Source organism: Moritella marina ATCC 15381 (assembly GCF_008931805.1).
In the GTDB taxonomy this organism is placed as follows: domain Bacteria; phylum Pseudomonadota; class Gammaproteobacteria; order Enterobacterales; family Moritellaceae; genus Moritella; species Moritella marina.
This window is the reverse complement of sequence record NZ_CP044399.1, coordinates 3,933,847-3,959,950: the sequence shown is the minus strand read 5'-3', so window position 1 is coordinate 3,959,950 and position 26,104 is coordinate 3,933,847. Positions and strand designations below refer to the sequence as shown.

15 protein-coding genes and 6 rRNA genes are annotated in these 26,104 nt (G+C 43.2%); 20 read left to right on the top strand and 1 reads right to left on the bottom strand.

What is annotated here, in order from left to right:
• Nucleotides 1-134: 134 nt before the first annotated feature.
• The 14 genes from mnmG (at nt 135) to glmU (ending at nt 13,310) form a co-directional block, all read left to right on the top strand.
• A complete protein-coding gene (gene mnmG, locus FR932_RS17810; protein ID WP_019442487.1) occupies nt 135-2,018 on the top strand; it encodes a tRNA uridine-5-carboxymethylaminomethyl(34) synthesis enzyme MnmG in 1,884 nt (627 codons plus the stop codon).
• 190 nt (nt 2,019-2,208) lie between these two features.
• Nucleotides 2,209-2,829, top strand: a complete 621-nt coding sequence (rsmG, locus tag FR932_RS17805) for a 16S rRNA (guanine(527)-N(7))-methyltransferase RsmG (protein WP_019442488.1) — start codon at nt 2,209-2,211, stop codon at nt 2,827-2,829.
• A 12-nt stretch (nt 2,830-2,841) separates the two neighbouring features.
• On the top strand, nt 2,842-3,645 hold the full coding sequence (locus tag FR932_RS17800; RefSeq protein WP_019442489.1) for a ParA family protein: 804 nt from the start codon (nt 2,842-2,844) through the stop codon (nt 3,643-3,645).
• Entirely contained in the window at nt 3,642-4,538 is an 897-nt protein-coding gene (locus tag FR932_RS17795) for a ParB/RepB/Spo0J family partition protein (RefSeq protein ID WP_019442490.1), read from the top strand. The genes FR932_RS17800 and FR932_RS17795 overlap by 4 nt, the downstream gene beginning before the upstream one ends.
• A gap of 388 nt (nt 4,539-4,926) precedes the next feature.
• The gene (locus tag FR932_RS17790; RefSeq protein ID WP_019442491.1) at nt 4,927-5,316 is read left to right on the top strand and encodes an ATP synthase subunit I; all 390 of its coding nucleotides are present in this window, start codon (nt 4,927-4,929) and stop codon (nt 5,314-5,316) included.
• 3 nt (nt 5,317-5,319) lie between these two features.
• Nucleotides 5,320-6,096: a F0F1 ATP synthase subunit A gene (atpB, locus tag FR932_RS17785; protein WP_019442492.1), complete on the top strand. Its 777-nt coding sequence runs from the start codon at nt 5,320-5,322 to the stop codon at nt 6,094-6,096.
• A 50-nt stretch (nt 6,097-6,146) separates the two neighbouring features.
• Nucleotides 6,147-6,389 carry a F0F1 ATP synthase subunit C gene (atpE, locus tag FR932_RS17780; protein ID WP_017223402.1) on the top strand — a complete coding sequence of 81 codons (243 nt, stop codon included), beginning with the start codon at nt 6,147-6,149 and terminating at the stop codon, nt 6,387-6,389.
• A gap of 36 nt (nt 6,390-6,425) precedes the next feature.
• The gene (gene atpF / locus FR932_RS17775) at nt 6,426-6,896 is read left to right on the top strand and encodes a F0F1 ATP synthase subunit B (RefSeq protein ID WP_019442493.1); all 471 of its coding nucleotides are present in this window, start codon (nt 6,426-6,428) and stop codon (nt 6,894-6,896) included.
• Between the two features lie 14 nt (nt 6,897-6,910).
• Nucleotides 6,911-7,444, top strand: coding sequence for a F0F1 ATP synthase subunit delta (atpH, locus tag FR932_RS17770; protein ID WP_019442494.1), 534 nt, complete (start codon nt 6,911-6,913; stop codon nt 7,442-7,444).
• Nucleotides 7,445-7,456: 12 nt separating this feature from the next.
• A complete protein-coding gene (atpA, locus tag FR932_RS17765; RefSeq protein ID WP_019442495.1) occupies nt 7,457-8,998 on the top strand; it encodes a F0F1 ATP synthase subunit alpha in 1,542 nt (513 codons plus the stop codon).
• 48 nt (nt 8,999-9,046) lie between these two features.
• Nucleotides 9,047-9,913: a F0F1 ATP synthase subunit gamma gene (gene atpG, locus FR932_RS17760; protein ID WP_019442496.1), complete on the top strand. Its 867-nt coding sequence runs from the start codon at nt 9,047-9,049 to the stop codon at nt 9,911-9,913.
• A gap of 29 nt (nt 9,914-9,942) precedes the next feature.
• Nucleotides 9,943-11,328 carry a F0F1 ATP synthase subunit beta gene (atpD, locus tag FR932_RS17755; protein WP_019442497.1) on the top strand — a complete coding sequence of 462 codons (1,386 nt, stop codon included), beginning with the start codon at nt 9,943-9,945 and terminating at the stop codon, nt 11,326-11,328.
• Nucleotides 11,329-11,343: 15 nt separating this feature from the next.
• A complete protein-coding gene (locus FR932_RS17750; protein ID WP_019442498.1) occupies nt 11,344-11,769 on the top strand; it encodes a F0F1 ATP synthase subunit epsilon in 426 nt (141 codons plus the stop codon).
• A 176-nt stretch (nt 11,770-11,945) separates the two neighbouring features.
• Nucleotides 11,946-13,310: a bifunctional UDP-N-acetylglucosamine diphosphorylase/glucosamine-1-phosphate N-acetyltransferase GlmU gene (glmU, locus tag FR932_RS17745; protein WP_019628986.1), complete on the top strand. Its 1,365-nt coding sequence runs from the start codon at nt 11,946-11,948 to the stop codon at nt 13,308-13,310.
• Nucleotides 13,311-13,384: 74 nt separating this feature from the next.
• Here the strand turns inward: glmU and nadE are convergent, their stop codons facing one another.
• Nucleotides 13,385-14,221, bottom strand: coding sequence for an ammonia-dependent NAD(+) synthetase (gene nadE / locus FR932_RS17740; protein ID WP_019442500.1), 837 nt, complete (start codon nt 14,219-14,221; stop codon nt 13,385-13,387).
• Nucleotides 14,222-14,676: 455 nt separating this feature from the next.
• Here nadE and FR932_RS17735 point away from each other — a divergent pair.
• The 6 genes from FR932_RS17735 (at nt 14,677) to rrf (FR932_RS17710) (ending at nt 25,638) form a co-directional block, all read left to right on the top strand.
• Nucleotides 14,677-16,216: ribosomal RNA gene (locus FR932_RS17735) — 16S ribosomal RNA — on the top strand.
• Between the two features lie 266 nt (nt 16,217-16,482).
• Nucleotides 16,483-19,374: ribosomal RNA gene (locus FR932_RS17730) — 23S ribosomal RNA — on the top strand.
• A gap of 155 nt (nt 19,375-19,529) precedes the next feature.
• Nucleotides 19,530-19,645 (top strand): 5S ribosomal RNA (rrf, locus tag FR932_RS17725).
• 1,013 nt (nt 19,646-20,658) lie between these two features.
• A 16S ribosomal RNA gene (locus tag FR932_RS17720) occupies nt 20,659-22,199 on the top strand.
• A 266-nt stretch (nt 22,200-22,465) separates the two neighbouring features.
• A 23S ribosomal RNA gene (locus tag FR932_RS17715) occupies nt 22,466-25,352 on the top strand.
• A 170-nt stretch (nt 25,353-25,522) separates the two neighbouring features.
• Nucleotides 25,523-25,638: ribosomal RNA gene (gene rrf, locus FR932_RS17710) — 5S ribosomal RNA — on the top strand.
• Together the 16S, 23S and 5S rRNA genes form the textbook arrangement of a ribosomal RNA operon.
• The last annotated feature ends 466 nt before the right edge of the window (nt 25,639-26,104 follow it).

Below are 26,104 nucleotides of genomic sequence, written 5' to 3'. Positions count from 1 at the left end.
AAGATCTCTTTTAAGATCTAAAGATCAACAGTTGGATCTAAATAAAAATATAATTAAGATCATTTGCATCTGTTAGAGAAAACCGTAAACTGTGCCGCTCTGAATATTTCCGCTAAACCAAACCGAGGTAATACATGGCATACCATGAACAATTTGAAGTTATCGTCGTAGGTGGCGGACATGCTGGCACCGAAGCTGCTGCAGCCGCTGCTCGTATGGGTCGAAATACATTATTATTAACGCATAACATCGATACGCTAGGGCATATGTCATGCAATCCAGCTATCGGTGGTATCGGCAAGGGTCACCTCGTTAAAGAAATTGACGCACTTGGCGGTATCATGGGTCAAGCTACTGACCTCGGCGGTATTCAATTTAGAACATTAAATTCAAGCAAAGGTCCTGCAGTTCGTGCAACTCGTGCCCAAGCGGATCGTCTGTTATATAAATCAGCCGTACGCCAAAAACTTGAAAACCAGCCTAACCTAACTATATTCCAACAATCTGTTGATGATCTTATTATTGAGAATGATCGTGTTGTTGGTGTAATGACGCAAGCTGGATTATCGTTTAGAGCGAAATCTGTGGTATTAACCGTCGGTACTTTCCTTGATGGACTTATCCACATTGGTCTACAGAATTATCCAGGTGGCCGTGCTGGTGATCCTGCATCGGTATCATTGGCTGCACGTTTACGTGAATTACCTATTCGTACGGATCGTTTAAAAACGGGTACGCCGCCACGTATCGATGGTCGTACGATTGATTTTTCAGTAATGGAAGAACAGCACGGCGATGCACCAACACCGGTATTCTCTTTTATCGGTAGCCGTAAAGATCATCCGCAACAAGTACCGTGTTATATTACTCATACTAATAACAATACCCATGATGTGATCCGCAGTGGTATGGATCGTAGCCCAATGTACACTGGTGTGATCGAGGGTATTGGTCCACGTTATTGTCCATCGATCGAAGATAAGATCACGCGTTTTGCTGATAAAGAATCACATCAAATATTTATTGAGCCTGAAGGTTTAACAACGCATGAAGTTTACCCTAATGGTATTTCAACGAGTTTGCCTTACGATGTCCAGGTTGATCTTGTGCGTTCGATCCGCGGACTAGAGAATGCACATATTACGCGTCCTGGTTATGCGATCGAATATGATTACTTTGATCCCCGCGATCTTAAATTAACGTTAGAAAGTAAATTTATCGAAGGTCTGTTCCTCGCGGGTCAAATCAACGGTACAACAGGTTATGAAGAAGCGGCAGCTCAAGGGCTGCTTGCTGGTCTTAATGCCGCTCGTACTGCCCGTGAAGAAGATACATGGCATCCACGTCGTGATCAGGCTTACTTAGGTGTATTGGTCGACGATTTGGCAACGCTAGGTACGAAAGAACCGTATCGCATGTTTACCAGTCGTGCTGAGTACCGTCTCTTGTTACGTGAAGACAATGCCGATTCGCGTCTGACAGAAAAAGGTCGTGAGCTTGGCTTAGTTGATGATCATCGTTGGGCTATCTTCAACGAAAAAATGGAATCGATTGAACTTGAGCAACAACGTTTACGTTCAACTTGGATCAATCCAACGAAAGATTTTGCAGATAAGATCAATGCATTATTAGCAAAACCGCTTTCACGTGAACACACATTGGAAGATCTTGTTCGTCGTCCTGAAGTTACTTATGACGCATTAATGATGATTGAAGAGTTAGGTCCTAAACTAGAACACGAATCTGCTGCTGAACAAGTTGAAATCACCATTAAGTACGAAGGTTATATTAACCGTCAGAAAGCGGAGATAGAAAAGCAATTACGTCATGAAAATACCTTATTGCCAACAGATTTAGATTACGCATCAATTAAAGGCCTTTCTAATGAGGTTGTTGCTAAATTAATTGAAGTTAAACCGCAAACAATTGGTATGGCATCACGTATTTCAGGAATCACACCTGCTGCAATCTCAATTTTACTTATTTATTTGAAAAAGCAAAATCTACTTAATCAATAAATAATTGTACTACTGCCACCGTTAACACATTTAGCGGTGGCTATATCACCTCATTTTTGACATCATTCCCTAATTTACAATGCTACTATTTAGCGAAGGTACCTTTACCTTTCTTAGTAGATTGTCTTTTTCTTTTTTATACGATTAATATTAATTTAGATAATCACGTTTTACCGGAGTAAATCTACCCATGATCAACCGCCTCGACGCATTATTAGCTCAAACACCTTTGGTTGTTACTGATACCCAAAAACTGCAATTAGTGGCATTAGTTAATTTGTTACATAAGTGGAATAAGGCATACAACCTAACGTCGGTACGTGATCCTGACGATATGTTAGTTAAGCATATTATGGACAGCCTAGTGGTAAGCCCTTACTTAGAAGGCGAGCGTTTTATTGATGTTGGTACTGGTCCTGGTTTACCTGGTCTACCTTTAGCTATTATGAATCCAGATAAAGAATTTGTACTACTTGATAGCTTAGGCAAACGTATCCGATTCATTACACAAGCTGTACACGAATTAAAATTAACCAATGTAACACCAGTACAATCACGTGTTGAAGAATACCAACCAGAAATTAAATTTGATGGTGTATTAAGTCGTGCGTTTGCTTCATTAGAAGATATGTTACATTGGTGCAAGCATCTACCAAAACAAGGTGGCTTGTTTTACGCGTTGAAAGGGGTAAAACCAACGGGTGAAATTAAAACATTGAATACTCAATTCAAACTGGAAGTTGCACATAAACTAACAGTGCCAGAGTTAGAGGGCGAACGTCATCTAATCGTTATGTCAGAGATTAAATAATAGGGAACATTTGTGGGCAAAATCATAGCAATAGCTAACCAAAAAGGTGGCGTAGGAAAAACAACTACTTGTGTCAATCTAGCAGCCTCAATGTCGGCGACTAAGCGTAAGGTATTGCTAATCGATCTTGATCCACAGGGTAACGCAACCATGGGCAGTGGCGTTGATAAATATAGCGTCGAGCACTCTGCCTATGATCTACTGGTTGATGAAAAGCAGGTAAATGAAGTGGTTGTTAAGGAAACGTCGGGGAAATACCACTTAATTGCGGCGAACCAAGATGTGACCGCCGCTGAAATTAAGTTAATGGAATTCTTTGCGCGTGAATTACGATTAAAGAACGCGTTAGCTGCGGTGAAAGATTACTATGATTATATTTTTATTGATTGCCCACCGTCATTAAACTTATTAACCATTAATGCGATGGCGGCTGCTGATTCAATTATTGTACCGATGCAATGTGAATATTATGCACTTGAAGGCCTCACTGCATTAATGGATACCACCACTAAATTGGCGGCTGCAGTTAATCCTGAACTTAAAATTGAAGGTATACTGCGCACCATGTATGACCCACGTAATCGCTTAGCATCAGACGTATCTGAACAACTTAAGCAACATTTTAGCGATAAAGTCTATCGTACAGTGATCCCCCGTAATGTCCGTTTAGCTGAAGCGCCAAGCTTTGGTGCACCTGCTATGTATTATGATAAATCATCAAGCGGTGCTAAAGCCTATTTGGCACTCGCCGGAGAAATCATTCGTCGTCAAGAATTAGCCAATGAAGAGCACGTACAGGCAAAGGAACAAGCATGAATACGAAAAAACGAGGTTTAGGTAAAGGTCTGGATGCATTACTGGGGACAAGTGCGATAGCGAGAACGAAAGAACAAGCTATTGAAGATGTACCATCACCTGTCTTGGCTGTGGTTGAAAATGAGTTAAAAAAATTACCGGTTGAATGGTTATACCCAGGTAAATATCAGCCACGTAAAGATATGGCAACTGACGCACTTGATGAGTTAGCTGCTTCTATTACCGCGCAAGGCATCATCCAACCTATCGTTGTCCGTGAACTTTGCGAACAGCAATATGAAATTATTGCCGGTGAACGTCGTTGGCGCGCAGCACAACTTGCAGGTTTAAGCCAAGTACCTTGTATCGTTAAAGATGTTGCAGATGAAGCCGTTATGGCGATGGCGTTGATTGAGAATATCCAACGTGAAGACTTAAACGCGATGGAAGAATCAACGGCATTGCAGCGTCTTATCGAAGAGTTCTCATTGACTCATCAACAAGTGGCAGATGCAGTGGGGAAATCTCGAGCATCAGTGTCAAATTTATTACGCCTAAATGGCCTCAATTCTGACGTCAAAATCTTACTTGAACATGGTGATATTGAGATGGGGCATGGGCGTGCTTTATTGGGTCTTGAAGGTGAATTACAATCACAAGCGGCGAGTAATATTGCCCAGCGTGGATTAACGGTTCGTGACACTGAAAAATTGGTCAAAAAACTACTTGAACCTAAGGTCGAAAGTACCTCTGTAAAGGTGAAAGATCCGGATGTTGCGAGCCTCGAATATCGCTTATCTGAGCGATTAAAAGCTAAAGTTATTATTAAACAAGGTGCAAATGGCTGTGGCAAGTTAACTATTGATTATACTAGCCTTGCTGAATTGGATGATATAGTTTCAACTTTAGATTAAATTTTAATCTTCAAGTGATAAAGATCAAATTAAGTTAAGATTTATAAAAGCGGTGTTGTGGGCGAGTAAATATACTTAGCTCAGTAAGATACGCTTTTATGAACAATTATCTTCATTCGAAATATCAATGGCTTATATTTCCTACAATGTCAAAATAACTTTATTTCATAATAACCGCGTTGTTTAGAATTTAATATTATAAGGGTGATACTCATTAGTGGGTAACGCCTGTCATATCTCATTTTTCAGAATATTCTACTTAGCTTTCCTTATCTCGGTTGCAATCAGTTGCATTAGCACCACTTCAACGTATAATTTATCCTGCTTTTAGAAGCGTTTTTGTATATTTTTTTTGAATGCTTCAAAAAGATTGTTTTAGGGGTTTATTGTGTCAAATAAATTAGCAATGAATGCGTTCAATCAAGCGATTAAGCTGATTGTGTTTCAGGTGCTATTAGTGATCGTTTGCGCGTTAACTTTTTTGTTAATTGACGGAGAGCTTTCAGCTCGTTCTGCAGTATTTGGTGGCATCATTTATGTGTTACCAAATTATATTTTTACGCGTTTAGCTTTCCGGTTTATGGGCGCTAGACAAATGAAAGATGTAGTGTCGTCATTTGCACTGGGTGAATCGTTAAAATTGGTCCTGACAGTTGTGTTTTTTATTGCGGTGTTAGGTTTCGTTAAGGTGAATTATCTTCCTCTTTACGTGACGTTTTCATTAGCGATTGGCTCACAATTATTTGCTCCTTATTTTATGAACAAAAAACTGGGATGAAAAATGTCTGTAACAGGTGAAGCACTAACGTCGACCCAATATATCCAACATCACTTAACTAATTTAGCGGTTGGTGAAGGATTTTGGACTTGGCACCTAGACACACTTTTCGTAACCCTCGCTTTAGGGATTTTATTCTTAGGGACATTCTATAAAGTTGGTCAGAAAGCGACAACGGGCGTACCGGGTAAATTTCAATGTTTCGTTGAAATGTGCATCGAGTTCGTAAATGACATTGTGAAAGAATCTTTTCACGGTCGTAATGCATTAATTGCACCGCTGTCATTAACTATCTTCATGATGGTTATTCTGATGAATACTATGGATTTAGTTCCTATCGATTTCATTCCTGAAGCCGCAAAAGCAATGGGAATTGACTACATGAAAGTTGTTCCAACAACTGACTTAAATACTACATTCGCTATGTCGTTAAGTATTTTTGCGCTTATTGTTGGTTTCAGCATCAAGGTTAAAGGTTTTGGTGGGTTCGCTAAAGAACTGACTATGAATCCATTTAACCACTGGTTATTTATTCCTTTTAACTTTGCACTGGAAATGGTTACTTTACTAGCTAAGCCTATTTCATTAGCGCTTCGTTTGTTTGGTAATATGTACGCAGGTGAGCTGATCTTTATTTTGATCGCGCTTATGCCTTGGTACCTTCAGTGGGGACTAAGTGTGCCATGGGCGATTTTCCATATTTTGGTAATCGTTCTACAAGGGTTTATCTTCATGATGCTGTCTATGGTTTACCTAAGCAGTGCATGTGAAGATCATTAATTTATAAACACAAATTTTAATTAAAATTTTTTATCTTATTGGAGAATAAAATGGAAACTGTATCAGCTACTATTTTCGCTGTTGCTATCTTACTAGGTTTTGCTGCATTCGGTACAGCAATTGGTTTCGCTATCTTAGGTGGCAAATTCCTAGAGTCTTCTGCTCGTCAACCAGAGATGGCACCAGCACTACAAACTAAAATGTTCATTGTTGCTGGTCTTCTTGATGCGATCTCTATGATTGCAGTTGGTATCGCATTATTCCTATTATTCGCGAACCCATTCATCGCTTAATCAGCTTTCGGTCCACTACTAACCAGGAGGTTCGTTGTGAATATCAACGCAACTCTTTTAGGACAAGCGATTTCTTTCACGTTATTCGTACTATTTTGTATGAAATATGTATGGCCGCCATTAATTGCGGCTATCGAAGAACGTCAAAAGAAAATTGCTGATGGCCTTGCAAGTGCGGATAAAGCTGCGAAAGATCTGAAGCTAGCGGAAGCTAAAGCAACAGATCAATTGAAAGATGCTAAAGCGCAAGCGGCAGATATCATTGATGCAGCAAATAAGCGTAAATCTCAGATAGTCGATGAAGCTAAAGATGAAGCGAATGCAGAGCGAACTAAAATTCTTGCTCAAGCAGAAGCTGAAGTTGAAGCAGAACGTAATCGTCTAAAAGAAGAGTTACGCAAACAAGTAGCTGGTTTAGCTATTGCCGGTGCTGAAAAAATTATCGAACGTTCTATCGATGAAGCTGCTAACAGTGACATCGTAGACAAAATCGTTGCAGAACTTTAACAACTGGGGGGCTTATGTCTGATTTGACTACTATTGCTCGTCCATATGCTAAAGCTGCATTTGATTTTGCCGTTAAGGAACAGGCTATTGATAAATGGCAAGAAATGTTAGCTTTTACTGCGGAAATCGCGGTAAATAAAGACATTTCTACCTTATTAAATGGCGCTGTTGGTTCACAAGCTATCGCTGATATCTTTATCAACGTTGCGGATGAACAACTTAACGAATCGGGTCAAAACTTTATTAAAGTATTGGCTGATAACGTTCGTTTAAGCGCATTACCAAGCATTGTTACTTTATTTGCACTTTACAAAGCGGAACATGAGAAATCTGTTGATGCTGATGTAACATCTGCAATGCCGTTAACGGCTACGCAAGAAGCAAACATTGTCATTGCATTGGAAAAGCGTTTAGCACGCAAAGTTAAGTTAAATTGCAACGTTGATAACACGTTAATTGGTGGTCTGGTTATTCAGACTGGTGATTTAGTTATTGATGGCTCTGTACGCGGTAAGTTAAATAAACTTGCGGAAGCGCTACAATCGTAATTGGGGAATAGCATGCAACTGAATTCTACAGAAATCAGTGATCTGATCAAACAACGTATTGAAAAATTCAGCGTTGTTAGTGAAGCAAGAAATGAAGGTACGATCGTTTCAGTAAGCGATGGTATTATTCGTATTCATGGCCTTGCAGACTGTATGCAAGGCGAAATGATTGAATTACCTGGCAACCGCTTTGGTATTGCATTAAACCTAGAGCGTGACTCTGTTGGTGCGGTAGTAATGGGTTCTTACATGGGTCTTGCAGAAGGCCAAAAAGTGCGTTCAACTGGACGTATCTTTGAAGTGCCAGTAGGTCGCAACTTATTAGGTCGTGTTTTAAACACACTTGGTGAGCCTATCGACGGTAAAGGACCTATCGACAACGATGGTTTCTCTCCTGTTGAAGTAATTGCACCGGGTGTAATGGAACGTAAATCTGTTGACCAACCTGTACAAATTGGTATTAAAGCGATTGACGCTATGATCCCAATCGGTCGTGGTCAACGTGAGCTTATTATTGGTGACCGTCAGGTTGGTAAGAGTGCTATCGCTATCGATGCAATCATTAACCAAAAAGACTCAGGCATCAAATGTGTATACGTAGCAATCGGTCAGAAAGCTTCTACCGTAGCTAGTGTTGTACGTAAGCTTGAAGAACATGGCGCAATGGAAAACACTATTCTTGTTGTTGCAACAGCTTCTGAAGCTGCAGCACTACAATACTTAGCACCATACTCTGGTTGTGCTATGGGTGAATACTTCCGTGACCGTGGTGAAGATGCACTGATCGTATATGATGATTTGTCTAAGCAAGCCGTTGCTTACCGTCAAATTTCATTACTTTTACGTCGTCCACCGGGCCGTGAAGCATACCCTGGTGATGTTTTCTATCTACATTCACGTCTACTAGAGCGTGCAGCTCGTGTAAACGCTGAGTACGTAGAAGCGTTCACTAAAGGTGAAGTGAAAGGTAAGACTGGTTCTTTAACTGCTCTTCCTATCATTGAAACTCAAGGTGGTGACGTATCTGCGTTCGTACCAACGAACGTAATTTCTATTACCGATGGTCAGATCTTCTTGACTACAGAGCTATTTAACTCAGGCACACGTCCTGCTGTTGATCCAGGTATCTCTGTATCGCGTGTTGGTGGTTCAGCACAAACGAAGATCATTAAGAAACTATCTGGTGGTATTCGTACCGCACTAGCACAGTACCGTGAATTAGCAGCATTTGCTCAATTCTCTTCAGACCTTGATGATGCAACGCGTAAGCAGCTTGATCATGGTGCGAAAGTTACTGAGCTAATGAAGCAAGGCCAATATGCACCAATGAGTGTTGCAGAGCAGGCTCTATCTTTATATGCAGCAGAAACTGGTGCATTAGAAGATGTTGAAGTTAACAAAATTGTTAGCTTTGAAGCGTCTCTACAAGCTTATGCTAAAGCAGAACACGCTGATTTACTTGCTTCTATTAATGAAACAGGCGCGTACGACAAAGATGTTCAAGCTAAGCTAACAAGCTTACTTGCAAGCTTTAAGTCTACACAAACCTGGTAAGAGCGGTGGCAGCCTTTGCTGCCACAGCTAGCTTAATAGGAGAAGCAAATGGCCGGCGCTAAAGAAATTAAAAACAAGATCGGGAGTATTACTAATACTCAGAAGATCACCAGCGCAATGGAGATGGTTGCCGCGAGTAAAATGCGTAAAGCACAAGATCGCATGGCAGCTAGTCGCCCATACGCTAACACAATGCGCAGAGTGATCGGTCATCTCGCTGAAGGTTCTCTAGAGTACTCTCATCCGTACCTAGAAGAGCGTGAAGCGAAACGTGTTGGTTATATTGTGATTTCAACAGACCGTGGTCTATGTGGCGGCTTGAACATCAACCTTTTCAAAAAGACTCTCTCTGATATGAAGGGATGGTCGGATAAAAATGTAGAAATCGATTTAGGGCTTGTTGGCGCTAAAGCGGGTACATTTTTCGCTAACGTAGGCGGAAACGTGGTTGCTAATGCAGCAAACCTCGGTGAAGAACCTACGTTAGAAGACTTGATTGGTTCTGTTCGAGTTATGCTAGAAGCATACGATAATGGGAAGTTGGATCGCTTATTCGTTGTATATAACAAATTTGTTAATACAATGACGCAAGAACCAACTATCGATCAACTACTGCCGTTGCCTGCATCGGAAGAAAATGAAGCATTACCAAAGCATGGTTGGGATTACCTATATGAAGGTGAACCTGCTGAGCTTCTAACTAAATTATTAGTTAGATTTATTGAATCTCAAGTGTATCAAGGTGTTGTTGAAAATGCTGCATCTGAACAAGCAGCACGTATGTTTGCAATGAAAAATGCAACAGACAATGCTGGTGACATTATTGATGAGCTGCAGTTAGTATTTAACAAAGCCCGTCAATCTGCCATTACACAAGAGATTTCTGAAATTTGTGCTGGTGCTTCAGCGGTTTAGGCAAACTTGTAAAGTTTAGAGGATTTAAAATGAGTACTGGTATTATTGTCCAGATCATCGGTGCTGTTGTGGACGTTGAGTTTCCACAGCAATCCGTACCTCAAGTGTACGATGCACTGACATTTGACGACGCTAACCTATCTGAATTGGTGCTAGAAGTTCAGCAACAAATCGGTGGTGGTGTTGTTCGTTGTATCGTTATGGGGTCAAGTGACGGCTTACGCCGAGGCCTTAAAGTAACTAACACTGGTAGCGCGATTAGCGTACCTGTTGGTGACGAATGTCTTGGTCGTATTGTAAACGTTCTTGGTAACCCTATTGACGGTAAAGGCGCGATCCCAACAGATACGCGTTATGAAATTCACCGTACAGCGCCTTCTTATGAAGAGCAGTCACTTTCTAGCGAATTGCTAGAAACAGGTGTTAAAGTTATCGATCTGATTTGCCCATTTGCTAAAGGTGGTAAAGTCGGTCTATTCGGTGGTGCCGGTGTTGGTAAAACCGTAAACATGATGGAACTAATCAACAACATCGCTAAAGCTCACTCAGGTTTATCTGTGTTTGCTGGTGTTGGTGAGCGTACTCGTGAAGGTAACGATTTCTACTACGAGATGGAAGAAGCCGGCGTACTTGATAAAGTAGCAATGGTTTACGGCCAAATGAATGAGCCTCCAGGTAACCGTTTACGTGTTGCTTTGACTGGTCTTTCTATGGCTGAACGCTTCCGTGACGAAGGTAAAGATGTACTACTATTCATCGATAATATCTATCGTTATACACTTGCGGGAACTGAAGTATCTGCACTACTAGGTCGTATGCCATCAGCGGTAGGCTACCAGCCTACACTTGCTGAAGAAATGGGTATCCTACAAGAGCGTATTACTTCAACTAAGAGTGGTTCAATTACATCTATCCAAGCGGTATACGTACCTGCGGATGATTTAACGGATCCATCTCCAGCAACAACATTTGCTCACTTAGATGCAACAGTTGTACTGAACCGTAACATTGCTTCAATGGGTATGTACCCTGCGATCGACCCACTAGATTCTACTTCTCGTCAATTAGATCCTCTAGTAGTTGGTCAAGAACATTACGACATCGCTCGTGGCGTTCAAGGTGTACTACAGCGTTATACTGAGTTAAAAGACATTATTGCGATCCTAGGTATGGATGAGCTATCTGAAGAAGATAAGCAAATTGTATCTCGTGCTCGTAAGATCCAACGTTTCTTAACACAGCCATACCATGTTGCTGAAGTATTTACTGGTGACCCAGGTGTTCTAGTGTCATTAAAAGAAACTCTACGTGGCTTTAAAGGCCTGTTAGAGGGTGATTACGATGATCTTCCTGAGCAAGCGTTCATGTATTGTGGTTCTATCGACGATGCTGTTGAAGCTGCGAAGAAACTGTAAATAAGCGAGGGCACTATGGCTATGACTTTTGATTTGAATGTAGTAAGCGCAGAAGGTGTTTTATTTTCTGGGCGTGCTGAAAGCATTCAAGTTACCGGTTCTGGCGGTGAGTTCGGCATTTTAGCTGGACATACACCACTATTAACTGGAATAGTACCTGGCATGGTGCGCTTGGTTAAACAACACGGTGAAGAAGAAGTTATCTTTGTTTCAGGTGGTACTTGTGAAGTACAACCTGGCGAAGTTACCGTGCTGGCTGATACTGCGATTCGTGCAGAAGATCTAGATTTAGCCAAAGCGCAAGAAGCCAAAAGACAAGCTGAAGAACTACTGAGTAACTCTGCAACTAATCAAGATGTAGATTACACTCAAGTAGCGATTCAATTGGCTGATGCTATTGCTCAACTTCGTGTGCTTAAATTGGTTAAAAAATTCAACTAATTTAACTTAGGTTAGATTAAGTGGATCTTTAATTGATCACGTGTAGTTGTCAAAAAGCGACCTTAGGGTCGCTTTTTTTATATCTTCATTAAACTATTCATATTGTTAAACCTATTTATTCCCTATAATCTAATTACTATTTATTTTAATTATTCATCTTTTGATAAGAGCCTATTATGCCTATTAGTGTCGTTATTCTTGCTGCCGGTAAAGGAACGCGTATGCGTTCAGATCTTCCTAAAGTACTTCATCCAATCGCTAAAAAACCAATGGTTCAGCATGTTATCGATACCGTAAAACAGTTAGATGTTAACGATATACATTTGGTCTATGGCCATGGTGCTGAATTACTTAAATCACGCATTAACGATGACAAGCTAGATTGGGTTCTTCAAGCTGAGCAATTAGGCACTGGCCATGCAGTGCAACAAGCGGCGGATAAATTCAAAGCGGATGAACAAGTATTAGTGCTTTATGGTGACGTACCATTAATTAGCCAAGAAACATTGACACACTTATGCCAGTCTCAGCCTGAAGGCGGCATTGGTTTACTTACGGTTAAACTTGATAACCCAATGGGCTATGGCCGTATTGTGCGTGATGTTGAAACGGTTGTTGGTATTGTTGAGCAAAAAGATGCATCGGCAGAGCAACTTAAAATCGATGAAGTAAACTCTGGTATATTAGTGGCTAATGGTGCTGATTTTAAACATTGGTTATCACTATTAGATAACAACAATGCTCAAGCTGAATATTACCTTACCGATGTTATTGCCCTCGCCCATCAAGCTGGACGTACTATTAATGCGGTACACCCAATCGCTAACATTGAAGTGGAAGGTGTTAACAACCGTATGCAATTGGCAGAATTAGAGCGTGCATACCAAAAATTACAAGCATACAAGCTGATGGAACAAGGCGTGACGATGCTTGACCCGAATCGTTTTGATTTACGCGGCGAAGTAAGTGTTGGTAATGATGTAACATTTGATATCAACGTCATTATCGAAGGTAAAGTAACGATCGGTAGTGGTGTTACTATTGGCGCTAACTGCATTTTAAAAGATTGTCATATCGGTGCGAATTCAGAAATTAAACCGAATTCAATTATTGAGTCTGCCATTATAGGTGTTGATTGTAGTGCGGGTCCGTTTGCGCGTTTACGTCCTGACACTATATTAGAAGATGATGCACACGTAGGTAATTTTGTAGAATTGAAGAAAACGACATTAGGCAAAGGTTCTAAAGCCGGGCATCTTAGCTATTTAGGCGATAGCGTTATCGGCGAGAAAGTAAATATCGGCGCAGGAACTATTACATGTAACTATGATGGTGTGAATAAGTTTAAAACGATTATTGAAGATGGTGCATTTATTGGTTCTGATAGCCAACTTATAGCCCCTGTGACTATTGGCAAAAATGCGACGGTTGCTGCAGGCTCAACAATAACGAAAGATGTTGAAGCAAATGATTTAGTTATATCTCGGGTTAAGCAGCGACATATTCGTAATTGGCCGAAACCAACGAAAATAGAAAAGTAATTATTGATAGGTTAGTGATGCAAGAAGCAGAGAGCGATCTCTGCTTTTTATTTTATAAATAAATTTAGCAATAATTAAGCTGGTGTCGGTATTGCATTACGTTTATGTGTTGTTTTAGAGTAAGTGTCAATGATTTTTGCTTCAGCGTTTGCATCAATAGATTTACCTTCTAAGAAGTCATCTATTTGATCATAAGTTACGCCAAGTGCAATCTCATCTTCCAGTTGTGGGCGATCTTCTTCTAAATCTGCTGTAGGTACTTTTAAGAATACATCTTGTGAAGCACCTAAGAATTCAGCTAACGCTCTTACTTGACGTTTATTCAAACCAAATAAAGGGGCTAAATCACAAGCGCCATCGCCGTGTTTAGTAAAGAAGCCTGAAATGTTTTCAGCGCTGTGGTCTGTTCCTGGTACTAAGCCTCTATATAAGCCTGCAATTTCATATTGTGCAATCATGCGCATTCTTGCTTTTACGTTACCTTTATTGAAATCTTGGTTAAAGGTTGTTGTTTCTGGTAATCCAGCATCTTGTACAGATTTAAGTACTTCACTATGGATACTGTCTGAACCAGATTGGATATTTACAGTGACAGACGTTTTTGGCTTAATAAAGCTTAGCGCTTTTTGTGCATCATCTTCATCGGCTTGGACAGAGTAAGGTAAGCGAACGGCAATGAAGTTAAATTCATCACTGCTTTGTTCTGTATTTAACTCTTCGATAGCTAATTGACAAAGACGGCCACAAGTTGATGAATCAACGCCACCACTTATACCTAATACTAAACTTTTTAATCCTGAGTTAGCTAATTGTTGCTTGATAAAGTTAATGCGACTACGGATCTCATCGGCGATATCAATTCTCGGTTTAACTTTCATCTCTGTGATAATTTGTTTTTTAAGTTCAGTCATGGGTTTATCTCCTTGGTTAAGGTCATTGTATCGCGATAAATGAACATTACTAGTTTCGAGCATTAGAAGTGATGACTTTTATAATGATGGTATCGAGTATATAGCGGTATTTACAGATGAATTAGATCGAAAAAAAACGATTTGGTATTAAATGTGTACAGTGTTTGCTGTTTGTTATCTTATTTAAGAATAACGCTTGTCAATAAACCTGAGTTGTCTATAATCGCACCCACTGACACGGCAGCAGCCGCTCAGTATGCTCTTTAACAATTTATTCAAGCAATCTGTGTGAGCACTTGCAGAGATATAATGACCAAAAATTATATCAATGTAATTGTGAACATTAAATTAAATCGAAAGATTTGGTTTTATAAACAACAAACCTTGGTTTGTTGTTGAAGTACAGAATTCATTGAGCCGACTTAATCAGCATCGCTGATTAGTCAAAAAACTTTTAATTGAAGAGTTTGATCATGGCTCAGATTGAACGCTGGCGGTAGGCTTAACACATGCAAGTCGAGCGGAAACGAAGAATAGCTTGCTATTCTGGCGTCGAGCGGCGGACGGGTGAGTAATGCTTGGGAATCTGCCTAGTCGAGGGGGGACAACAGTTGGAAACGACTGCTAATACCGCATACGACCTACGGGTGAAAGGGGGGCCTCTTCTTGAAAGCTCGCGACTAGATGAGCCCAAGTGGGATTAGCTTGTTGGTGAGGTAAGAGCTCACCAAGGCGACGATCCCTAGCTGGTCTGAGAGGATGATCAGCCACACTGGAACTGAGACACGGTCCAGACTCCTACGGGAGGCAGCAGTGGGGAATATTGCACAATGGGCGAAAGCCTGATGCAGCCATACCGCGTGTATGAAGAAGGCCTTCGGGTTGTAAAGTACTTTCAGCGAGGGAGGAAAGGTGGTAAATTAATACTTTACCACTGTGACGTTACTCGCAGAAGAAGCACCGGCTAACTCCGTGCCAGCAGCCGCGGTAATACGGAGGGTGCAAGCGTTAATCGGAATTACTGGGCGTAAAGCGCATGCAGGCGGTTTGTTAAGCGAGATGTGAAAGCCCCGGGCTCAACCTGGGAACTGCATTTCGAACTGGCAAACTAGAGTTCTTGAGAGGGTGGTAGAATTTCAGGTGTAGCGGTGAAATGCGTAGAGATCTGAAGGAATACCAGTGGCGAAGGCGGCCACCCAAGTAACTGACGCTCAGATGCGAAAGCGTGGGTAGCAAACGGGATTAGATACCCCGGTAGTCCACGCCGTAAACGATGTCTACTCGGAGTTTGGTTCCTTGAGAACTGGGCTCTTAAGCTAACGCATTAAGTAGACCGCCCAGGAGTACGGCCGCAAGGTTAAAACTCAAATGAATTGACGGGGCCCGCACAAGCGGTGGAGCATGTGGTTTAATTCGATGCAACGCGAAGAACCTTACCTACCTTGACATCCATAGAACTTTCCAGAGATGGATTGGTGCCTTCGGGAACTATGAGACAGGTGCTGCATGGCTGTCGTCAGCTCGTGTTGTGAAATGTTGGGTTAAGTCCCGCAACGAGCGCAACCCTTATCCCTTATTTGCCAGCACGTAATGGTGGGAACTCTAAGGAGACTGCCGGTGATAAACCGGAGGAAGGTGGGGACGACGTCAAGTCATCATGGCCCTTACGAGTAGGGCTACACACGTGCTACAATGGCGCATACAAAGGGCTGCAAACCAGCGATGGTAAGCGAATCCCATAAAGTGCGTCGTAGTCCGGATTGGGGTCTGCAACTCGACCCCATGAAGTCGGAATCGCTAGTAATCGTGAATCAGAATGTCACGGTGAATACGTTCCCGGGCCTTGTACACACCGCCCGTCACACCATGGGAGTGGGCTGCACCAGAAGTCATTAGCTTAACCTTCGGGAGGGCGATGACCACGGTGTGGTTCATGACTGGGGTGAAGTCGTAACAAGGTAGCCCTAGGGGGAACCTGGCTGGATCACCTCCTTACGTAAAGTTGTTAATTTTTGTAAGTGCCCACACAAATTGCTTGAATAGAAAACGTTAAAGACGTTAGAAAGTAAAGATAAGCAACGCTTATCTTTGCTTTTTAGCAAATTGCTCTTTAAAAATTTGGAAAGCTGAATAAATAAAGAAGTTCTTAAAACACGTTATTACTTCGGTAATAACAATGAAGTGTTCTTGAGTATTCTTGAGGCGAAAAAAACTAGATAATACCTAGTTATTTCAATTGTACAGTCGACTTTAGATTGTATGGTTAAGTGACTAAGCGTATACGGTGGATGCCTAGGCAGTCAGAGGCGATGAAGGACGTGTTAATCTGCGTTAAGCTGTGGGGAGTTGATAAAAAGCGTTAATCCACAGATTTCCGAATGGGGGAACCCACCTTACTAAGTAAGGTATCGTAACGTGAATACATAGCGTTGCGAAGCGAACCGGGAGAACTGAAACATCTAAGTACCCCGAGGAAAAGAAATCAATAGAGATACCCTTAGTAGCGGCGAGCGAACGGGGTCTAGCCCTTAAGCAGTTTGGAAGTTAATGGAAGATTCTGGAAAGTTTCACGATACAGGGTGATAGTCCCGTACATGAAAACGACCTTACTGTGAAATCGAGTAGGACGGCACACGTGATATGCTGTTTGAATATGGGAGGACCATCTTCCAAGGCTAAATACTACTGACTGACCGATAGTGAACCAGTACCGTGAGGGAAAGGCGAAAAGAACCCCTGTGAGGGGAGTGAAATAGAACCTGAAACCGTATACGTACAAGCAGTGGGAGCAGACTTGTTCTGTGACTGCGTACCTTTTGTATAATGGGTCAACGACTTAATTTCAGTAGCAAGGTTAAGCGAATAGCGGAGCCGTAGGGAAACCGAGTGTTAACTGCGCGAATAGTTGCTGGGATTAGACCCGAAACCCGGTGATTCAGCCATGGGCAGGTTGAAGGTTGAGTAACATCAACTGGAGGACCGAACCGACTAATGTTGAAAAATTAGCGGATGACTTGTGGCTGGGGTGAAAGGCCAATCAAACCGGGAGATAGCTGGTTCTCCTCGAAAGCTATTTAGGTAGCGCCTCGCGTCTAACTATTGGGGGTAGAGCACTGTTAAGGCTAGGGGGTCATCCCGACTTACCAACCCTTTGCAAACTCCGAATACCAATAAGTTCAATCGCGGGAGACACACGGCGGGTGCTAACGTCCGTCGTGGAAAGGGAAACAACCCAGACCGTCAGCTAAGGTCCCAAAGTGTATGTTAAGTGGGAAACGATGTGGAAAGGCTCAGACAGCCATAAGTTGGCTTAGAAGCAGCCATCTTTAAAGAAAGCGTAATAGCTCACTGGTCGAGTCGGTCTGCGCGGAAGATTTAACGGGGCTAAACATACCACCGAAGCTACGGATGCAAGACTTGTTCTTGCATGGTAGAGGAGCGTTCTGTAAGCCGTTGAAGGTGAGTTGAGAAGCTTGCTGGAGGTATCAGAAGTGCGAATGTTGACATGAGTAACGATAATGGGGTGAAAAACCTCACGCCGAAAGACCAAGGGTTCCTGTCCAACGTTAATCGGGGCAGGGTGAGTCGACTCTAAGGCGAGGCCGAAAGGCGTAGTCGATGGGAAACTGGTTAATATTCCAGTACTCGCTTATATTGCGATGGGGTGACGGAGAAGGTTAGGCTAGCATGGCGATGGTTGTCCATGTTTAAGGTAGTAGGCAAGTGACTTAGGCAAATCCGGGTCGCTCTCTTTAGTGAGAATGCTGAGAACTGATGACGAGTCTCTACGGAGATGAAGTAGTTGATACCCGGCTTCCAGGAAAAACCTCTAAGCTTCAGATATGAGAGAATCGTACCCCAAACCGACACAGGTGGTTAGGTAGAGAATACTAAGGCGCTTGAGAGAACTCGGGTGAAGGAACTAGGCAAAATGGTACCGTAACTTCGGGAGAAGGTACGCCAATGGTGGTGAAGGACTTGCTCCGTAAGCTACTGTTGGTCGCAGAGAAATGGTGGCTGCAACTGTTTATTAAAACACAGCACTGTGCAAAATCGAAAGATGACGTATACGGTGTGACGCCTGCCCGGTGCCGGAAGGTTAATTGATTGGGTTAGACTTAGGTCGAAGCTCATGATCGAAGCCCCGGTAAACGGCGGCCGTAACTATAACGGTCCTAAGGTAGCGAAATTCCTTGTCGGGTAAGTTCCGACCTGCACGAATGGCGTAATGATGGCCACGCTGTCTCCACCCGAGACTCAGTGAAATTGAAATCGCTGTTAAGATGCAGTGTACCCGCGGCTAGACGGAAAGACCCCGTGAACCTTTACTATAGCTTGGCACTGAACATTGAACCTACATGTGTAGGATAGGTGGGAGACTATGAAATATTGTCGCTAGATGATATTGAGTCGTCCTTGAAATACCACCCTTGTACGTTTGATGTTCTAACGTAGGTCCCTTATCGGGATTGCGGACAGTGTCTGGTGGGTAGTTTGACTGGGGCGGTCTCCTCCCAAAGAGTAACGGAGGAGCACGAAGGTTGGCTAAACATGGTTGGACATCATGTGGTTAGTGCAAAGGCATAAGCCAGCTTAACTGCGAGACAGACACGTCGAGCAGGTACGAAAGTAGGTCTTAGTGATCCGGTGGTTCTGAATGGAAGGGCCATCGCTCAACGGATAAAAGGTACTCCGGGGATAACAGGCTGATACCGCCCAAGAGTTCATATCGACGGCGGTGTTTGGCACCTCGATGTCGGCTCATCACATCCCGGCTGAAGTTGGTCCCAAGGGTATGGCTGTTCGCCATTTAAAGTGGTACGCGAGCTGGGTTTAGAACGTCGTGAGACAGTTCGGTCCCTATCTGCCGTGGGCGTTTGAGAATTGAGAGGAGCTGCTCCTAGTACGAGAGGACCGGAGTGGACGAACCACTGGTGTTCGGGTTGTTATGCCAATAGCATTGCCCGGTAGCTAAGTTCGGAACTGATAACCGCTGAAAGCATCTAAGCGGGAAGCAGGCCTCGAGATGAGTTCTCACTGGAGCTTTAAGCTCCCTAAAGGGCCGTTGGAGACTACAACGTTGATAGGCAAGGTGTGTAAGTGCTGTGAGGCATTGAGCTAACTTGTACTAATTACCCGTGAGGCTTAACCATACAAACTGAAGTACGACTCGTACGTAAGTGGTATGATTAATTGAAATAATCGACTTAAGAATAGATTGAACACTTTATGTTTAAAGACTTCTTTATTTATAGCTTTTCAGATTAAAAACGAAGTGAGAACTTCTATAGAAAGCAAACCAGATTTGCTTGGTGACCATAGTGTTACGGTACCACCTGATCCCATTCCGAACTCAGTAGTGAAACGTAATAACGCCGATGGTAGTGTGGGGTTTCCCCATGCGAGAGTAGGGCATCGCCAAGCGCCAAATTAGAGAGAGCCGATATCAGCAATGGTATCGGCTTTTTTGTGTCTAAAATTTAGGGTCTTGATGCTGAAATGCCAGCAAGGTAAGACTCAAAAATAAACCCGGCGTACTTCGCGATGTTAGGTACCTGTCACAGCTAATAAAAAACCAGCCTGCGGCTGGTTTTTTGGTTTGTAGGTGGTGTTCGCTTTAATTAGGCCGGACTTTAAATCTCAATGTGATTTTATGCGCATGAACTACGACTTACGTTTTTATTGACGAACTTAATGTTACTTTTTATAGCGGATTACCAGCCAGTCGATTATGTATAGCGCATTCTCTATTATGAAGGCTGATTTTCATCGACGTACGGGCACAGAACTATAGGTTTTTTGCTTCTGTCTCATTTTCTTGATGGATAAAACGTATTTATTTTACTTATTAGTGGCATTATTTTGCTATCACGACTAGATTAATTAGTCGTGATTAGGATTTGTTACGAGAGATATAGCTTAGAGTGGATAACGGGTATTCTCCTGCAATGCTGTAATAACCAGCGTTCGTACGATTCCTGATCGTTAATTGCGGCTTTATTGTTGGTTTTTTCTGCATTAAATATTAAATCAATATAACTGCATAAAATGCATTGCTAATGTGATCTAAATCCCTATAATGCATCCCACTGACACGGCAACAGCCGCTCAGTAAGGTGTTTAAAAACAACTTAGGTTACTTTTTAAACTGCCTGAATAAAGCATAAATATGTGCTTGACTTCAAAATTGGTTGCCGTATTATACGCAGCCTGAACGAAGCGCAAGACGCTAAGTTCAACGCTCTTTAACAATTTATTCAAGCAATCTGTGTGAGTACTTACAGAGATATAATGACCAAAAATTATATCAATGTAATTATGAACATTAAATTAAATCGAAAGATTTGGTTTTATAAACAACAAACCTTGGTTTGTTGTTGAAGTACAGAATTCATTTAGCCGACTTAATCAGCATCGCTGATTAGTCAAAAAACTTTTAATTGAAGAGTTTGATCATGGCTCAGATTGAACGCTGGCGGTAGGCTTAACACATGCAAGTCGAGCGGAAACGAAGAATAGCTTGCTATTCTGGCGTCGAGCGGCGGACGGGTGAGTAATGCTTGGGAATCTGCCTAGTCGAGGGGGACAACAGTTGGAAACGACTGCTAATACCGCATACGACCTACGGGTGAAAGGGGGCCTCTTCTTGAAAGCTCTCGCGACTAGATGAGCCCAAGTGGGATTAGCTTGTTGGTGAGGTAAGAGCTCACCAAGGCGACGATCCCTAGCTGGTCTGAGAGGATGATCAGCCACACTGGAACTGAGACACGGTCCAGACTCCTACGGGAGGCAGCAGTGGGGAATATTGCACAATGGGCGAAAGCCTGATGCAGCCATACCGCGTGTATGAAGAAGGCCTTCGGGTTGTAAAGTACTTTCAGCGAGGAGGAAAGGTGATAAATTAATACTTTATCACTGTGACGTTACTCGCAGAAGAAGCACCGGCTAACTCCGTGCCAGCAGCCGCGGTAATACGGAGGGTGCAAGCGTTAATCGGAATTACTGGGCGTAAAGCGCATGCAGGCGGTTTGTTAAGCGAGATGTGAAAGCCCCGGGCTCAACCTGAACTGCATTTCGAACTGGCAAACTAGAGTTCTTGAGAGGGTGGTAGAATTTCAGGTGTAGCGGTGAAATGCGTAGAGATCTGAAGGAATACCAGTGGCGAAGGCGGCCACCCATAAGTAACTGACGCTCAGATGCGAAAGCGTGGGTAGCAAACGGGATTAGATACCCCGGTAGTCCACGCCGTAAACGATGTCTACTCGGAGTTTGGTTCCTTGAGAACTGGGCTCTTAAGCTAACGCATTAAGTAGACCGCCCGGAGTACGGCCGCAAGGTTAAAACTCAAATGAATTGATCGGGGGCCCGCACAAGCGGTGGAGCATGTGGTTTAATTCGATGCAACGCGAAGAACCTTACCCACTCTTGACATCCATAGAACTTTCCAGAGATGGATTGGTGCCTTCGGGAACTATGAGACAGGTGCTGCATGGCTGTCGTCAGCTCGTGTTGTGAAATGTTGGGTTAAGTCCCGCAACGAGCGCAACCCTTATCCCTTATTTGCCAGCACGTAATGGTGGGAACTCTAAGGAGACTGCCGGTGATAAACCGGAGGAAGGTGGGGACGACGTCAAGTCATCATGGCCCTTACGAGTAGGGCTACACACGTGCTACAATGGCGCATACAAAGGGCTGCAAACCAGCGATGGTAAGCGAATCCCATAAAGTGCGTCGTAGTCCGGATTGGGGTCTGCAACTCGACCCCATGAAGTCGGAATCGCTAGTAATCGTGAATCAGAATGTCACGGTGAATACGTTCCTGGCCTTGTACACACCGCCCGTCACACCATGGGAGTGGGCTGCACCAGAAGTCATTAGCTTAACCTTCGGGAGGGCGATGACCACGGTGTGGTTCATGACTGGGGTGAAGTCGTAACAAGGTAGCCCTAGGGGAACCTGGGGCTGGATCACCTCCTTACGTAAAGTTGTTAATTTTTGTAAGTGCCCACACAAATTGCTTGAATAGAAAACGTTAAAGACGTTAGAAAGTAAAGATAAGCAACGCTTATCTTTGCTTTTTAGCAAATTGCTCTTTAAAAATTTGGAAAGCTGAATAAATAAAGAAGTTCTTAAAACACGTTATTACTTCGGTAATAACAATGAAGTGTTCTTGAGTATTCTTGAGGCGAAAAAAACTAGATAATACCTAGTTATTTCAATTGTACAGTCGACTTTAGATTGTATGGTTAAGTGACTAAGCGTATACGGTGGATGCCTAGGCAGTCAGAGGCGATGAAGGACGTGTTAATCTGCGTTAAGCTGTGGGGAGTTGATAAAAAGCGTTAATCCACAGATTTCCGAATGGGGGAACCCACCTTACTAAGTAAGGTATCGTAACGTGAATACATAGCGTTACGAAGCGAACCGGGAGAACTGAAACATCTAAGTACCCCGAGGAAAAGAAATCAATAGAGATACCCTTAGTAGCGGCGAGCGAACGGGGTCTAGCCCTTAAGCAGTTTGGAAGTTAATGGAAGATTCTGGAAAGTTTCACGATACAGGGTGATAGTCCCGTACATGAAAACGACCTTACTGTGAAATCGAGTAGGACGGCACACGTGATATGCTGTTTGAATATGGGAGGACCATCTTCCAAGGCTAAATACTACTGACTGACCGATAGTGAACCAGTACCGTGAGGGAAAGGCGAAAAGAACCCTGTGAGGGGAGTGAAATAGAACCTGAAACCGTATACGTACAAGCAGTGGGAGCAGACTTGTTCTGTGACTGCGTACCTTTGTATAATGGGTCAACGACTTAATTTCAGTAGCAAGGTTAAGCGAATAGCGGAGCCGTAGGGAAACCGAGTGTTAACTGCGCGAATAGTTGCTGGGATTAGACCCGAAACCCGGTGATTCAGCCATGGCAGGTTGAAGGTTGAGTAACATCAACTGGAGGACCGAACCGACTAATGTTGAAAAATTAGCGGATGACTTGTGGCTGGGGTGAAAGGCCAATCAAACCGGGAGATAGCTGGTTCTCCTCGAAAGCTATTTAGGTAGCGCCTCGCGTCTAACTATTGGGGTAGAGCACTGTTAAGGTTAGGGGTCATCCCGACTTACCAACCCTTGCAAACCCGAATACCAATAAGTTCAATCGCGGGAGACACGGCGGGTGCTAACGTCCGTCGTGGAAAGGGAAACAACCCAGACCGTCAGCTAAGGTCCCAAAGTGTATGTTAAGTGGGAAACGATGTGGAAAGGCTCAGACAGCCATAAGTTGGCTTAGAAGCAGCCATCTTTTAAAAGAAAGCGTAATAGCTCACTGGTCGAGTCGGTCTGCGCGGAAGATTTAACGGGGCTAAACATACCACCGAAGCTACGGATGCATGACTTGTTCATGCATGGTAGAGGAGCGTTCTGTAAGCCGTTGAAGGTGAGTTGAGAAGCTTGCTGGAGGTATCAGAAGTGCGAATGTTGACATGAGTAACGATAATGGGGTGAAAACCTCCACGCCGAAAGACCAAGGGTTCCTGTCCAACGTTAATCGGCAGGGTGAGTCGACTCTAAGGCGAGGCCGAAAGGCGTAGTCGATGGGAAACTGGTTAATATTCCAGTACTCGCTTATATTGCGATGGGGTGACGGAGAAGGTTAGGCTAGCATGGCGATGGTTGTCCATGTTTAAGGTAGTAGGCAAGTGACTTAGGCAAATCCGGGTCGCTCTCTTTAGTGAGAATGCTGAGAACTGATGACGAGTCTCTACGGAGATGAAGTAGTTGATACCCGGCTTCCAGGAAAAACCTCTAAGCTTCAGATATGAGAGAATCGTACCCCAAACCGACACAGGTGGTTAGGTAGAGAATACTAAGGCGCTTGAGAGAACTCGGGTGAAGGAACTAGGCAAAATGGTACCGTAACTTCGGGAGAAGGTACGCCAATGGTGGTGAAGGACTTGCCCGTAAGCTACTGTTGGTCGCAGAGAAATGGTGGCTGCAACTGTTTATTAAAAACACAGCACTGTGCAAAATCGAAAGATGACGTATACGGTGTGACGCCCGCCCGGTGCCGGAAGGTTAATTGATTGGGTTAGACTTAGGTCGAAGCTCATGATCGAAGCCCCGGTAAACGGCGGCCGTAACTATAACGGTCCTAAGGTAGCGAAATTCCTTGTCGGGTAAGTTCCGACCTGCACGAATGGCGTAATGATGGCCACGCTGTCTCCACCCGAGACTCAGTGAAATTGAAATCGCTGTTAAGATGCAGTGTACCCGCGGCTAGACGGAAAGACCCCGTGAACCTTTACTATAGCTTGGCACTGAACATTGAACCTACATGTGTAGGATAGGTGGGAGACTATGAAATATTGTCGCTAGATGATATTGAGTCGTCCTTGAAATACCACCCTTGTACGTTTGATGTTCTAACGTAGGTCCCTTATCGGGATTGCGGACAGTGTCTGGTGGGTAGTTTGACTGGGGCGGTCTCCTCCCAAAGAGTAACGGAGGAGCACGAAGGTTGGCTAAACATGGTTGGACATCATGTGGTTAGTGCAAAGGCATAAGCCAGCTTAACTGCGAGACAGACACGTCGAGCAGGTACGAAAGTAGGTCTTAGTGATCCGGTGGTTCTGAATGGAAGGGCCATCGCTCAACGGATAAAAGGTACTCCGGGGATAACAGGCTGATACCGCCCAAGAGTTCATATCGACGGCGGTGTTTGGCACCTCGATGTCGGCTCATCACATCCTGGAAGGGCTGAAGTTGGTCCCAAGGGTATGGCTGTTCGCCATTTAAAGTGGTACGCGAGCTGGGTTTAGAACGTCGTGAGACAGTTCGGTCCCTATCTGCCGTGGGCGTTTGAGAATTGAGAGGAGCTGCTCCTAGTACGAGAGGACCGGAGTGGACGAACCACTGGTGTTCGGGTTGTTATGCCAATAGCATTGCCCGGTAGCTAAGTTCGAACTGATAACCGCTGAAAGCATCTAAGCGGGAAGCAGGCCTCGAGATGAGTTCTCACTGGAGCTTTAAGCTCCCTAAAGGGCCGTTGGAGACTACAACGTTGATAGGCAAGGTGTGTAAGTGCTGTGAGGCATTGAGCTAACTTGTACTAATTACCCGTGAGGCTTAACCATACAAACTGAAGTACGACTCGTACGTAAGTGGTATGATTAATTGAAATATCGACTTAAGAATAGATTGAACACTTTATGTTTTAAAGACTTCTTTATTTATAGCTTTTCAGATTAAAACGAAGTGAAAACTTCTATAGAAAGCAAACAGTGTAATAACTGTAAAGAATTTGCTTGGTGACCATAGTGTTGCGGTACCACCTGACTCCATTCCGAACTCAGTAGTGAAACGTAATAACGCCGATGGTAGTGTGGGGTTTCCCCATGTGAGAGTAGGGCATCGCCAAGCGCCAAATTAGAGAGAGCCGATATCAGTAATGGTATCGGCTTTTTTGTGTCTGAAATTTACGGCACTATGGTAATTTACTCGTTTAAATTGGTCGGTATAAGCCAAAGATAGGCGATTAAGTCCTGATAAATGTATTAAAAAACCAGCGACAGCTGTTTTTTTTGCATTGGGTAATGGATATATCGACCGTTCTATAGTCTATAGCCTTTTTGCTATTTATTCGGCGGTCATGGTTGTTGTGGATCCCAATATGACGCGATAACGCCTATTTATTTTAAGTATTATTGGCGAGATAGGTTATTCAGTACTAGATTAACTAGCCTTGGTGATACGTTTTATATTTTAATGTTGATCGCGTTAAATCATAAGTGTTGTAATAACAAGCGTTCGTATGAATTATGATCGTTAAAATCGGCTTTGTTGCTGTTTTTTTATACGTTAGATATTAAATGCATATTTGTGCATA